Annotated in this window: 11 protein-coding genes; 1 reads left to right on the top strand and 10 read right to left on the bottom strand. The window is 68.6% G+C overall.

Annotated elements, in window-relative coordinates; translation table 11 throughout:
• Nucleotides 1-182 precede the first annotated feature (182 nt).
• Entirely contained in the window at nt 183-821 is a 639-nt protein-coding gene (locus ACFXHA_RS14895; protein ID WP_379356853.1) for a DJ-1/PfpI family protein, read from the top strand.
• Here ACFXHA_RS14895 and ACFXHA_RS14890 read toward each other — a convergent pair.
• The 10 genes from ACFXHA_RS14890 to ACFXHA_RS14845 all read right to left on the bottom strand — a co-directional run bounded on the left by ACFXHA_RS14890 (nt 818) and on the right by ACFXHA_RS14845 (nt 13365).
• A complete protein-coding gene (locus tag ACFXHA_RS14890; protein WP_379356851.1) occupies nt 818-2458 on the bottom strand; it encodes an ABC transporter ATP-binding protein in 1641 nt (546 codons plus the stop codon). The two genes, ACFXHA_RS14895 and ACFXHA_RS14890, sit on opposite strands and share 4 nt — an antisense overlap.
• 10 nt (nt 2459-2468) lie before the next feature.
• Nucleotides 2469-3365, bottom strand: a complete 897-nt coding sequence (locus tag ACFXHA_RS14885; RefSeq protein ID WP_379356849.1) for an ABC transporter permease — start codon at nt 3363-3365, stop codon at nt 2469-2471.
• A complete protein-coding gene (locus tag ACFXHA_RS14880; RefSeq protein WP_379356847.1) occupies nt 3362-4318 on the bottom strand; it encodes an ABC transporter permease in 957 nt (318 codons plus the stop codon). The genes ACFXHA_RS14885 and ACFXHA_RS14880 overlap by 4 nt, the downstream gene beginning before the upstream one ends.
• A 6-nt stretch (nt 4319-4324) precedes the next feature.
• The gene (locus tag ACFXHA_RS14875) at nt 4325-5956 is read right to left on the bottom strand and encodes an ABC transporter substrate-binding protein (protein WP_379356845.1); all 1632 of its coding nucleotides are present in this window, start codon (nt 5954-5956) and stop codon (nt 4325-4327) included.
• A 1-nt stretch (nt 5957) separates the two neighbouring features.
• Nucleotides 5958-7586 carry an ABC transporter substrate-binding protein gene (locus ACFXHA_RS14870; protein ID WP_379356843.1) on the bottom strand — a complete coding sequence of 543 codons (1629 nt, stop codon included), beginning with the start codon at nt 7584-7586 and terminating at the stop codon, nt 5958-5960.
• A 63-nt stretch (nt 7587-7649) separates the two neighbouring features.
• Nucleotides 7650-9428 (bottom strand): gamma-glutamyltransferase family protein, encoded by a 1779-nt coding sequence (locus ACFXHA_RS14865; RefSeq protein WP_379356841.1) that lies wholly within the window; start codon nt 9426-9428, stop codon nt 7650-7652.
• A 14-nt stretch (nt 9429-9442) separates the two neighbouring features.
• Nucleotides 9443-9970: an ATP/GTP-binding protein gene (locus ACFXHA_RS14860; protein ID WP_379358256.1), complete on the bottom strand. Its 528-nt coding sequence runs from the start codon at nt 9968-9970 to the stop codon at nt 9443-9445.
• 61 nt (nt 9971-10031) lie between these two features.
• Nucleotides 10032-10397 (bottom strand): DUF742 domain-containing protein, encoded by a 366-nt coding sequence (locus tag ACFXHA_RS14855; RefSeq protein ID WP_379356839.1) that lies wholly within the window; start codon nt 10395-10397, stop codon nt 10032-10034.
• Nucleotides 10394-10822 (bottom strand): roadblock/LC7 domain-containing protein, encoded by a 429-nt coding sequence (locus ACFXHA_RS14850; protein ID WP_379356837.1) that lies wholly within the window; start codon nt 10820-10822, stop codon nt 10394-10396. Before ACFXHA_RS14850 ends, ACFXHA_RS14855 begins: the two co-directional genes overlap by 4 nt.
• Nucleotides 10819-13365, bottom strand: a complete 2547-nt coding sequence (locus ACFXHA_RS14845; RefSeq protein ID WP_379356835.1) for a nitrate- and nitrite sensing domain-containing protein — start codon at nt 13363-13365, stop codon at nt 10819-10821. The genes ACFXHA_RS14850 and ACFXHA_RS14845 overlap by 4 nt, the downstream gene beginning before the upstream one ends.
• Between the last annotated feature and the right edge of the window lie 160 nt (nt 13366-13525).

Below are 13525 nucleotides of genomic sequence, written 5' to 3'. Positions count from 1 at the left end.
TCAACCCCCGGGTTGTGCCCCGTCCGGGACCTGAAACGCTAACTCATGCCGCAAATTAGAGCGGCCGGTTGATCTCCTCCTGTGAAGCACAGTAATGCCCTTCCGGCGAACTTGTGACTTCTCACATGCGCCAGGTGGGCCCGGTATGACAGTGAAACGTTGCCGGGTGGAATCATCGGAGCATGACCGAAACCGTGCGCAGGATCGGGATGCTGTTGTTCGACGGAGTCGAGGAACTCGACTTCGCGGGCCCGTGGGAGGTACTGGCCTTCTGGACCCGCATGCTTCCCGAGGACGGCTGGGAGGTGTTCACCCTCTCGCCGACCGGGTCGATCGTGGAGTGCGCGAAGGGCCTGAAAGTGACACCGGACCACTCGTTCGACTCCGCGCCCGCCATGGATGTTCTTGTATTCCCGGGTGGACAGGGCACTCGCCCGATGGTGAAGGATGACCTGATCCTGGATTGGGTTCGCGCGCAACGCGATCGGGTGCCGCTGATCACCAGCGTCTGCACCGGCGCGCTGGTGCTCGCCGCGGCCGGCCTGTTGCAGGATCGCCCGGCCACCACCCACTGGCGCTCGCTGGATGTGCTGGCCGACCTGGATCCGAGCATCGAGGTCCGCCGCGACGCCCGTTATGTCGATGCCGGGGACATCATCACCTCGTCGGGGGTCTCCGCCGGTACCGACATGGCCCTGTACCTGGTGCAACGCCTCGCCGGTGACGAGCGGGCCCGCTGGGTGCGCCGTGGCATCCAGTACGACCCGCAGCCACCGGCCGGTACCGACTGGCCCGAGGGCGCGGAGTGGCAGGTCGGCTAGCTGATCACCGAAGCGCTGTCGATGCCCGTGCCGGGGATCGCATCCAACAGGCCTTGGGTGTAGGGATCGGCCGGGGCGGTGAGAACCCGCGCGGCGGGGCCCTGTTCGACGACCTTGCCGTTGCGCATCACGATCACATCGTGGGCCAGGGCGTGGACTACCGCCAGGTCGTGGGAGATGAACAGGTAGCTGATGCCGAGGCGTTCCTGCAGGGAGGACAGGAGGGTCAGGATCTGTTTCTGGACAAGGACATCCAGGGCCGAGACGGGTTCGTCGCAGACCACCAGGCGCGGTTCGATGGCGAGGGCGCGGGCGATGGCGACGCGTTGGCGCTGGCCGCCGGACAGTTCGTGGGGGTAGCGGTCGGTCACGGTGGCGGGGAGCGCGACCTGGTCGAGGAGTTCGGCGACGCGGGTCCGGCGGGCGGACCGGTCGTGGGTTCCGAAGGCGCGCAACGGTTCGGCGATGAGACGTTCGACCGTCCACATCGGGTCGAGTGAGGAATAGGGGTCCTGGAACACGGGCTGCATGGCCCGCCGCGCCACCCGCAGCCGGGCACCGCGCAGGCCCATCACCTCGGCTCCGTCCAATCGCACGGTGCCGGAGGTGGCGGGGATCAGGCCCAGCACCATGCGGGCCGTAGTGGTTTTGCCCGAACCGGATTCGCCGACGATGGCGGTGGTCCGGCCGCGGCCGATGGTGAACGACACGTCGTCGACGGCCCGCAGATTCCCGCCGCGGCCGCGGCCGCGGTACTCCTTGGCGAGATGCGAAACCTCCAGCACCGGAGCGTGATCGGCGGCTTGCGTCTCGGAATCCTTGATGACAGTGGCGGTCTCGGTCAGGGTCGGCAGCGCCACGATCCGCGCGGGCGCGGCGGCCACCAGTCGCCGCGTGTACTCCTCTCGCGGGTCGGTCAGCACCTCCTGGGCGGGCCCCGATTCGACGATCCGGCCGTCGGACATCACCAGCACCCGGTCGGCCCGCTCGGCGGCCAGTCCCAGATCGTGGGTCACCAGCAGCAGGGTCGTGCCCAGTTCCCGGGTGAGTTTGTCCAGGTGATCGAGGATCTGGCGCTGCACGGTCACATCCAGCGCGGAGGTCGGCTCGTCGGCGATCAGCAGGTCGGGCCGGCACGACAGGCCGATGGCGATCAGCACGCGCTGGCGCATACCGCCGGAGAGTTCGTGCGGATACTGCCGTGCCCGCCGCGCCGGATCCGGCAGTCCGGCCTCCTCCAGCAGCTCGATCGCCCGCGTCGCGGCCGCCCGGCGCGGGTAAAGGCCGTGCGCCACCAGGGTTTCCGCGACCTGCTGCCCGACCCGGGTGACCGGGTTCAGGTTGGACATCGGATCCTGTGGCACGAAACCGATCTCGCGGCCGCGCAGCTCGCGCAACCGCTTCTCCGACGCGTGCGCGAGATCCTCGCCGCGCCAACGGATGCTGCCGCCGCGCACCTGCCCGGCCCCGGGCAGCAGTCCGATGATCGCCTGCGCGAGTGTCGATTTCCCGGAGCCCGAGGCCCCGACCAGTGCGATCCGTTCCCCGGGTGCGATCACCAGGTCCACGCCGTGCAGCGCGGTCACCTCGCCGAAGGCCACCCGCAGATCGCTGATCTCCACCAGCGATTCGGTCATTGCAGCTCCTTCAGCGGCTCGTCTTCGGATCGAGGGCGTCGCGCAGCGCGTCGCCGAACAGGTTGAAGCCCAGGCAGATCAGCAGCAGCGCGACGCCCGGGAAGATGCCCGGCCACGCCGTGCGCATCAGATACTGTTGCGCGTCCGACAGCATGATGCCCAGGCTGGGTGCGGGCGGTTTGATGCCGAGCCCGAGGAACGACAGGATCGCCTCGCCGAGCACCGCGGTCGGCATGATCACGGTGGCCTGCACGATGATCGGCGCGAGCGCGTTGGGCAGGATGTGCTCACCGAGAATGCGCACCGGTCCGGCGTGCATGGCACGCGCCGCGCTCACGAAGTCGGTTTCCTTGAGCCGCAACGTCTCCGCGCGCACCACCCGCATCATCACCGGCACCTGCGCGATGCCCAGCGCGATCGCGGCCTGGGTGAGACCGCCACCGTAGATCGCGGTCAGCCCGACCGCGATCATCACGAACGGGAAGGCCAACAGCACATCCGTCACCCGCGACAGCACCGTGTCCAGCCACCGCCAGTACCCGGCCAGCAGGCCCATCGGCACCCCGACGCCCACCGCGCACAGCACCGCCAGCGCGCCCACCGCGAGCGAGGCCCGGGTGCCGTAGAGCACGCGGGAGAGGATGTCGCGGCCCAGATCGTCGGTGCCCAAGGCGAATCCGACCGTGCCGGGATTCTGGAACGGCATGGAGAAGTGCACCTCGGCGGGCGGGTGCGGGGCGAGCACCGGCGCGAAAACGCCTGCCGTGATGACGATCAGCAGCAGCACCACGCCGACCTTGCCCAACGGGTTGGCCCACACCCGCCGCAGTACCCGAGCGCGGACGGCGGCGGTGGGTCCCGGCGGTGCGGTGTCCGGGGCGAGCGGTTCGTTCTCCGATACCGTCACTGCGCCCTCCCGGACACTCGCACCCGCGGGTCGATCACCGTGTACAGCACGTCGACCAGCAGGTTGATCACGATGTAGGACGTGGCCACCACCAGCACGACCGCCTGGATCACCGGGTAGTCACGGGTGAAGACCGAGTCCAGGGTCAGCTTCCCGATGCCGGGCAGCCCGAAGATGCGTTCGGTGACCACCGTGCCGGCGATCAGCAGCCCGAGCTGCAGCCCGATCACCGTGGTGACGACGATCAGGCTGTTGCGCAACGCATATCGCAGGATCACCGCGCCCGGACCGAGGCCCTTGGCTCTTGCGGTCCGCACGAAGTCGGCCGACAGCGTCTCGACCATCGAGGATCTGGTCTGCCGCTGCAACGCGGCCGCGTGAGTGACGCCCAGGATCACCGCAGGCAGCGTGAGGTAGTAGAGCCCGCGCAGCGGATGCTCGAACGGCGACACGTATCCCGAGGCCGGGAACAAGCCCAGCCCCACCGCGAGATAGAGCACGGCGAGCAGCCCCAGCCAGAAGGTGGGCACCGACAACCCGACCAGCGAGATTCCGTTGACCAGCCACTCCGGCCAGCGCCCCCGGTACACCGCCGCGATCACGCCGCCGGTCACCCCGAGCAGCACCGCGATCACCATGGCGTACAACGCCAATTGCAGGGTGACCGGCAGGGTCGCGCCGATCAGGTGCCGTACCGGGGTGCCGGTGCGGATGGACCGCCCGAGGTCGCCGGTCGCCGCGTGCTTCACGAATTCCAGATACTGCACCGGCAGCGCGCGATCGAGCCCGAGCTCGGCGCGCACCGCGGCGATGGCGGCCGGGTCGGCCTGTTCACCGGCCATCACGGTGGCCGGATCGCCGGGTAGCGCCCGCACCCCCGCGAACACCACCATCGAGACCAGCAGCAGCGTCAGGGCGGATTGCCACAGCCGCTGGAATACATACCGCACCATGGGTTCTCAGCCGTTCCGATCCGCCACGAACGCGGCCTTGCCGAGCCGCACGGTGCCGTCGGCGTACACCTCGATGCCGGTCACCCGGGTGGAGTGCACGGTCAGGTTCCGCAATCGGTAGGTGTAGATGTACGGGTTCTCGCGCTGGATGAAGCGCGTCGCCTGCTCGTAGAGCGCGCCGCGGCGGCCCGGGCTGGTGGTGTGCGCGGCCCAGGCCAGCACGTCGTCCAGCGCGGGGGAGCTGTAGCCGCTGTAGTTGCCGCTGGATCCGGTGGTGAGGAAGCGGGAGATATTGCCGTCCGGGTCGAGTCGCCCCGACCAGCCCAGCAGCAGCGCCTCGTAGCTGCCGTTCTTCTGCGCCGCCAGCATCGCCGAGTACTCGGTCGGCACGATCCGCAGATCGAAACCGCCCGCGGCGAGCTGGGTTTGCAGTTCCTGCGCGTACTGGAGTTGGTCGGCGACATTCATCACCTGCATGGTGATCGGATACGGCAGCTGCACGCCCGCGTCGGCGAGCAGTTTGCGCGCCCGCGTCGGGTCGTACACCGGGCAGGAGGTGTCGGCCTGCGTCGCATACGAGGTGCGCGGCGCGATCGGCGTGCACGCGGGCTCGTACCAGCCCTTGAAAACCTTGTCCACCAGGCCCTGTCGATCGATGCTCAGCGAAATGGCCTGCCGCACACGGGCATCCTTGGCCAGCGGAGTATCGATCGGCTTCACCGGCTTACCCGCGCCGTCCACATTGCCGGTGTTGAGGTAGAAGCCCTGGAAACCGAAGGACCCCGAAACCAGCAGGTGCAGACGCGGATCCGTGTTCAGCACGTCGACATCGGTCGGCGACATGGTGTCGGCGGCCTGGATGTCACCGGAGCGCAGCGCGGCCGCACGCGACTTGGCGTCGGCCATGATGCGGTAGGTGATGGAGTCGAAGTGCACGTTCTGCGCGTCGTAGTAGTTCGGATCGCGCTCGACGGTGATGGAGGTCTGCGCCACCCGCTGCGCGAACTTGAACGGGCCCACGCACACCGGATGATCACCGAAGTCCTTGCCCTGCTCCTTCAAGGCGGCGGGCGACATGATCATTCCGGCGCGGTCGGCGAGCGCGGCGGTGATCGGCGCGAACGGCGTGCTGTAGTGGATCACCACCTGGGAGTCGCCGTCGGTGTCGATGCTGGTGATCGGACCCATCTCACCGGTGCGCTGCGACCCCTCCATGGTGAGGTGCCGTTTCAGGCTGGTCTCCACCGCGGCCGGGTTGAACGCGGTGCCGTCGGCGAACTTGATGCCGGTGCGCACCGGAATCGTCACCGTCAGACCGTCCTCGGAGAACTTGGGCAGGTCCGTCGCCAGCTGCGGCACCAGGTTTCCGGAGGAGTCGTTGTCGTAGAGCTTCTCGCAGATGGTGCTCATGACGTAGCGCATGTACAGCGAGCTGGAGGTGGTCGGGTCCAGCTTGTCGGGATCGTTGGACAGGCCCATCACCAGGTCACCGCCCTCGCGGATCTTCTGATCACCCACGGGCGTGCCGTAATCATCGGCGTGCGTGGTGATCTCGGCCGCCTGCTGCGCGTGCGAGCAGGAGGCCACCGCGAGGGCTACGACGCCGAGCGTGAGGAAGCGGAGCAGACGGTGACGCATCTCAGCCGTTGCCTGCGAGGAACGCGGCCTTGCCCAGGCGCACCACACCGTCCGGGTACATCTCGATGCCGGTCACCTTGGTGGTGTGCATGGTCAGCAGCCGCTCACGGTAGGTGTAGAGGTAGGGGTTGTCCTTCTGGATGATTTGCACCGCTTGCGCATACAGGTCCGCGCGCTTGGCGGTGTCGCCTGTGCGGGCAGCCTGCCCGAGCAGGTCATCCACCTGCGGCGAGCTGTAACCGCTGTAGTTACCGCTGGATCCGGTGGTCACGAACCGCGAGATGGTGCCGTCCGGGTCCAGGCGACCCGACCAGCCCAGCAGGATCGCCTCGTAGGCACCGCTCTTCTGCGCGTCGAGCAGCGTGGCGTACTCGGTCGGGACGATATCGAGTGCGAAACCGCCCTCGGCAATCTCGGCCTGCAGCGCCTGCGCGTACCGCATGCGGTCCTGGCTGTTCTGCACCTGCAACTTCACGTGGTACGGCATCTGCACACCCGCTTCGGTGAGCAACTGCTTGGAGCGCGCCGGATCATAAGCGGCACAGTCGGTTCCAGCGGGCGTGGCGAAGGCGCTGCCCGGCACGATCGGCGAGCAGGTGCCCTCGTACCAGCCGTTGAACACGGTATTGACCATCGCATTGCGGTCGATGCTCAGCGAGAGCGCCTGGCGGACACGGGGATCCTTGGCCAGCGGGGTGTCGATCGGCTTGGCCGGCTTACCCGCGCCGTCCACATTTCCGACGTTCAGGTAGAGACCCATGTAGCCGAGCGAGCGCGTCTGCAGCAGGCGCAACTGCGCATTCTTGGACAGCTCGTCGACGTCCTGCGGTGAGATGTAGTCCGCGACCTGGATATCGCCCGAACGCAGGTTCGCCGCACGGATATTGGCGTCCACCATGATCCGGTAGGTGATGGAGTCGAAGTGCACGTGCGCGGCGTCGTAGTAGTTCGGATCGCGCTCGACCACGATCGAGGTCTGCGGCACCCGCTTCGCGAACTTGAACGGACCCACGCAGACCGGACTGTCGCCGAAATTGTCTCCGGCCTTGGCGAGTTCGGCCGGGGACATGATCATGCCCGCCCGGTCGGCGAGCGCGGCGGTGATGGGCGCGAACGGCGTCTTGAAGTGCAGCACCACCTCACCGGGGCCATTGGCGTCGATCGCGGCGATCGGGCCCATCTCGCTGGTGCGCTGCGAGGTCTTCGCGGTGAGGTGCCGCTGCAGGCTGGTCTGCACGGCGGCGGCGTCGAAGGCGGTGCCGTCGGCGAACTTGATGCCCGTGCGCACCGGAATGGTGACCGTCAGTCCGTCCGGTGAGACGGTCGGCAGCGCGGTCGCCAACTGTGGCACCAGGTTTCCGGCCGAATCGTTGTCGTAGAGCTTCTCGCAGATCGAGCTCATCACGTACCGGGTGAACAGCGAACTGGACGTGGTCGGGTCCAGCCGGTCGGGTTCGGACGACAGGCCCATGACGAGATCGCCACCGGACTTCACCGATTGCGTTCCCACGGGGGTGCCGAAATCGTCGGCGTGCGTACCGTTTCGAGTGGATTCATGGGGCGACGCGCAGGAGGCCAGCACGACGGCCACCGCGGTGAGCCCCAGCAGCTTGGAGAGGCGAACGAGCATGGGCGACAACCTACTTCGAGATCCGAGGACGAAAAGGGAAGGTCATTCTCATGAGATGTTCGATCATCGACCGGCGGCGTAACCCTGCATGCCGCGCGGATTCGCACCGGCCGACAGCAGCCCGGTCTCCGGATCGCGCGCCACCGCGCACAACCGGCCTTCCGACCAGGCCCCGCCGACCGTCACCCGGTGTCCGCGGCGTTCGAGCTCGCCGATCACGTCGGTGCCGATCCGCGATTCCACCACCACCGCACCGGGATTCATGGTTCGCGGATAGAACGAGCCGGGGAAGCTCTCCTGATGCCAGTTCGGCGCGTCGATCGCACCCTGCAGATCGAGGCCGCCACGCACCTGCTCGCGCAGGGCCACCGCGAGCAGGAAGTGCGGACTCCACTGATCCTGCTGATCGCCGCCGGGCGTGCCGAACGCCATGACGGCGACCCCGTCCCGCAGCGCCAGCGACGGGCTCAAGGTGGTGCGCGGACGACGGCCCGGGGTCAGGGAATTCGGCAGATCCGGCTCCAGCCAGGCCATCTGCAATCGGGTGCCGAGCGGGAATCCTAGTTCCGGCACCACGGGATTGGACTGCAACCAGCCGCCGCTGGGCGTGGCGGCGACCATATTGCCCCAGCGGTCCACGACATCGAGGTGACAGGTGTCGCCCTTGGTCGCACCGCTGGAGCCCACGGTCGGCTCGCCCGCGCCGAGCGAACTCGGCACCACGGCAACGGAATTCGACGCGTACGCGCTCAGTCGCGGCGTCTGCCCCTGCGGGCTGCCCGGACGCAGCTCCGCCGACGCGTGCGGCCCGATCAATGTCCGGCGTTGCGCGTTGTACTCCGGCGACAGCAGCGCCTCGAGCGAGACCTGCGGATTGTCGCCGTACCAGGCTTCGCGATCGGCCATGGCGAGCTTCGAGCCCTCGATGAGCACGTGGTAGTACTCGGCGGTGCCGTACTCCGGTAGCTCCGACAGCAGCGCCAGCTGCTGCAGGAACGCCGGTCCCTGACTCCACAGCCCGGGCTTGGCGATGGTCCACCCGTTCCAGGTGTAGGTCGCCGGATCCTCGTACGTGGCCTCGAATTTCGCGAGATCGCCACCGTCGAGCGTGCCCGCGTGACGTGCGCCGGAGGTGTCCATGGCGGGTCGTGCGGCGGCAGCCGCCAGCGCCTCGGCGATGAAGCCTTCCCGCCACACCCGACGCGCCGCCTCGATCTGCGTCTCGCGGTCCGCCCCGGCCGCCTCGGCCTCGGCGAGCACGCGCCGCCAGGTCGCGGCCAGCGCCGGATTACGCAGCAGCGTGCCCGGCGCGGGCGGGCGGCCACCGGTCAGGTACAGCGCCGCCGAGGAGGTCCATTCGGACTCGAAAAGCTCCGCGACCTCCGCGACGGTCCGCCCGACATTCTCGACCACGGGATGCCCGTGCTCGGCGTAACCGATGGCGTAGGAAAGGATCTCGGACAGCCGCTTGGTGCCGTGATCACGCAGCAGCAGCATCCAGGCGTCGAACGCACCGGGTACCGCCGCGGCCAGCGGACCGGTGCCCGGTACCAGCTCCAGTCCCAGTCCCCGGTAGTGCTCGATCGTCGCGCCCGCGGGCGCGGGCCCCTGACCGCACAGCACCTGCGGCGCGCGGCCCGCCGGCGCGAGGATGATCGGCACCTCACCGGCGGGACCGTTGAGGTGCGGCTCCACCACATGCAGCACGAAGCCCGCCGCGACGGCGGCGTCGAAGGCATTGCCCCCGCTCTCGAGCACCGCCATCGCGGTCGCCGAGGCCAGCCAGTGGGTGCTCGACACCATGCCGAAGGTGCCCTGCAGGGTGGGACGGGTGGTGAACAACGGGCGAGTCTCCTTCACACCGTGACGAAGTGGAAAAGCACCTGCTCCAGCAGTGCCACGAGGACGTTCTTCACCGATTCCCGGTCTCGCGCATCGCAGTCCAGCAGCGGAATGCCGTCGTCGAGTTCCAGCGCCTCGCGCACCTCGTCGAGATCGAATTGCGTCTCGTTCTCGAAACGGTTGACCACCACCACGAACGGGGTGTTGCGGTCCTCGAAGTAGTCCAGCACCGGGAAGCAGTCGTCGATCCGGCTGGTGTCGACCACCAGCACCGCGCCGAGCGCGCCGTCGACCAGGTCGTCCCACAGGAAGACGAACCGGTCCTGACCGGGGGTGCCGAACAGGTACAGGATCAGCGAGCGGTCCAGGGTGATGCGGCCGAAGTCCAGCGCCACCGTGGTCTGCGTCTTCTGGTCGCGACGGCCGGGATCGTCGATGTTCACCGAGGCCTCGGTCATGGCGGCCTCGGTCGCCAGCGGCTCGATCTCGGAGATGGCGCCGATGAAAGTCGTTTTGCCGACGCCGAATCCGCCGCTGACCACGATCTTCACCGACGACGGCAGGATCGGGGCGGACTGCGGAGCAGCGGGTACGGCGCGGGTGTCAGAGTGCCCGAACAAGATCCCTGATCCTCTCGATCGCAGCGAAGGACAACTCGGGAGCCTCGCGCACGGCGAGGAACCCGGCGGCGGCGAGATCACTCACGATCACCTTGGCCAGGCCGACCGGAATATGCAGCAGGGCGCCGATTTCCGCGATCGAGCAGGGCCGCTGACACAGCTGCACGACCGCGCGCTGCTCGAGCTGCAAGGGGGCCGACAGCGCCGACGGCGGTGCCTGCACCAGGGTTTCGATGCGCAGCCCGTCGATCACGGGCGTGGTGCGGCCACCGGTGACGACGAACGGACGCACGAAATCGTTGTGCGCGTCGTCGGGATCCGCGCCGGCGGTGAAGTCGGAAGGTCTCATCGGCGCATGTTCTCTCGCAGCTGGGAGATCAACGCCGGGTCCAGCAGCGAACCGGCGCGCTCGGCCAGCACGGAGATCTCGTAGCCGACCAGGCCCACATCGCAATTGCCGTCGGCGATCACGCCGAGGAAGCTGCCGGTGCCCATGGTCGAGACGAGCAGGAAGCCGCGCTTCATCTCGATCATGATCAGCTTCAGGCCGTCGAAGGAGTAACTGCGCGAGGCGCTGCGCGAAATGCTGGCGAGCCCGGACACCATGGCGGCGAGCCGATCCGCGCCCGCCCGATCCAGACCGTCGGACATCGCGATGAGCAGTCCGTCCGAGGACACCGCGACGGTGTCCCGCACCCCCGCGGTGTCTCGCACGAAATTCGCCAGCATCCAGTTGAAGGTGTGCGGGGTGGCGCTCGGCAGCTGGGTGCTCACCAGTTCTCCTCTGCGTTCGGCACGGACGGGGCGATCGTGGCGCCGCGCTCGTGACCGGCGCGGAAGGACGACAGCATGGTCCGGGTTTCCTCGGGGGACCGGTCCGCCGCCGCGCCGGATTCCGGGCGCTGGGTGCGCCCGGTCTCGGGGTAGGACTGCGGTCCGGGGGTCTCGGTGCGAGATCGCTTGTCTCGCTTGACAAGTCCATTGCGGGTAGTGCGCACGACAGGCGCGGCGCCGGTGGCGGGGCCCGCGGCGTCCGATCCGGCCGGCACCCGCGGCAGGGATGCGACCGTCGGCGTGGCCGCCACTTCCGCCGGGCGCGCGAATTGCGCCGGGGGCGCAACCTCCGGCTGAGTCACCGGGTGCGACCGGGTGGTGTACTGCGGCTGGGTCACGGGGTGCGACTGGGTGGTGTACTGCGGCTGGGCCACGATCTCCGGTTGGGGAGCGTGCAGCGCGGGCGCGGCGGAGGCGTAGCTCGTGGTGAGCGCCGGAGTCGGCGCGGCGGACGCGCGTGGCGGCTCCACCGCGGCGGCCGGGGTGGACTCCGAATCCGCGCCCCACACCGGGGCCACCATGGTGCCGGTGATCAGCGCCTGCACCGTCTCGGGATGCTGATCCTGGTTCGCGGCAAGCATTTCCGCGGGCAGCGTCAGCCGCGCGACGATTCCGCTGACCGGCGAGGTGTTCAGCTCCACCTGGACGCCGAGCCGTTGCGCGAGGCGGCCGACCACGTAGTGCCCCAGGTAGCGCGTCGGCGCGACGATGAAGTCCTCTTCCCCGCGCAGTTTGGCGTTCGAGCGTTCGAGCTGCTCGGCCGACATGCCGACGCCGTGATCGACCACGGCCAGCAGATACCCCTGCGGTCCCCGGCGGCCGTACACCTCGACCTCCAGATCGGGCGGCGAGAAGGCCAGCCCGTTCTCGATCAATTCGGCGATCATGTGCGACAGCTCGCTGGCCACCGACCCGGCGATCATCACGTCCTCGACCCGGCGCAGCACCACGCGACGGTAGTCGTCCACCTCGGACATGCCCGCGCGAATCACGTTGACCAGGGCGATCGGCCGCGACAACCGGCGCGGGCTGCTCTCACCGACCAGCACCAGCAGGCTCTCGGCATTACGGCGCATGCGGGTCGCCAGATGATCGAGCTCGAACAGGTTGGCCAGGCCCTGCGGGTCGAGCTCCTCGCGCTCGAACTCGCTGATCAGCGCGAGCTGCCGGTGCACCAGGTTCTGATTGCGCCGCGCCAGGTTGCCCATGGACTCGGTGGTGTTGTGCCGCACCAGCGCCTGCTGCGAGGCGAGTTCGAAGGCGGTGGTCTGCACGCGGTCCAAAGCGTCTGCCACGGCCGCGATCTCGGTGCTCGCCCCCGCCGGCGTCCGCACCGGTGGCGGGGCGTCCGGGTGGGTGTCGGCGGCCTGCGACCACGCGTCGATGACCTCGGGCAGCCGGTGCGAGGCCACCTCGTCGGCCTCGTTCGCCAGCGCGGCCAGCGGGCGCACCAGCGCCCGCACCGAGGCCAGCACCAGCGCGATCATGGCGATGATGGCGATCGCCGCGCCCACCAGGAAGGCGATCAGCTGGGTCTCGGCGCTGCCGCGCAGCGAATCCGCGCGCGCCTGAATGGCATTGCCGACCGCCTTCTGCACGGTGCGCTGCGCGTCGATGACGCCGGTCATGCGCAGCCACCAGTTCGCCGGATCCACCGGGCGCACCAGTGGGCCGTCACCGGAGGCGAGTGCGACACTCTCGGCCTGGTCGGCGGCGGTGGCGGCGTCGCCGCGCATCGCCTCGTCCAGATCGGCCTGCCGGTCCTTGTCGGAGTAGCGCGAGAAGGATTGCAGCGCGGCCTGTTTGGCGGCGCGGATCTCGGTGAACTGCCCGTACTCGCCGCCGGAGAAGTGGCCGATCACGAACACACCGTTGAGGAAGCCGCGCTCCTTGTCGAACTGTTCCTTGGCCGCGCCGAGCGCGTAGAAGGCCTGCAGGCCGCGCTGCAGCTCCGGGTCGTTGGCCTGGTCGAGGCCGAGGGTCAAGCGGTTGAGCTTGCCGACGGCGTCGTTGTAGAACTGCAGCACCACCGGCCGGCTGATGCGGCGGGTATCGATCTGGGTCCGGGTGTTGGACAGCAGGTTCAGCTGCCCCAGCGCCGCGCGCACCTGATCCGCGCCCGGCGCGTTCGAGTCGGCGGCGGCCTTGACCGTGCCGAGCGTCGAATCGACACTGTGACGCTGCGCCAGCAACGGCTGCGCCAGCGCGCCGTCGCCGCCGAGCAGACCGTTGCTGAGTCCGAGCTCGCGCTGCAGCTGGTCGGTCAGGTCCTGCACATTCAGCGCGAGTGACACTGCGCGCGTGGTGTTGTCGGCCTCGCGATAGTCGGTGAAGGCGCGATCGACGGTGGCCGCGAGCAGAACGATGACCAAGGTCAAGGCGAACGCGAGGATTCGGGACAGCTGCCCTCGGATGGTTCGCGCGCGCAGGATTCCACCCATGCCGACGCCACCCCGCCGCGTCTGCGCGGTATCCGAATCCATTCTGTCCCCGGGCTTTTCCTGCCGCAGACGAAGACGCAAAGCCGACTACTTTCTCCGAGAACCGTGGCCACGCCGAGCCGAGCACACGGGAGTTCGATGCAAACTCCCACACGGCAATTCCGCCGTCAACTCGAGTCTGTCCGAATCTGCCAATAGTCAA

The organism is Nocardia sp. NPDC059240, from assembly GCF_042753865.1.
GTDB lineage: Bacteria > Actinomycetota > Actinomycetes > Mycobacteriales > Mycobacteriaceae > Nocardia.
This window is presented reverse-complemented; position numbering and strand designations above follow the sequence as displayed.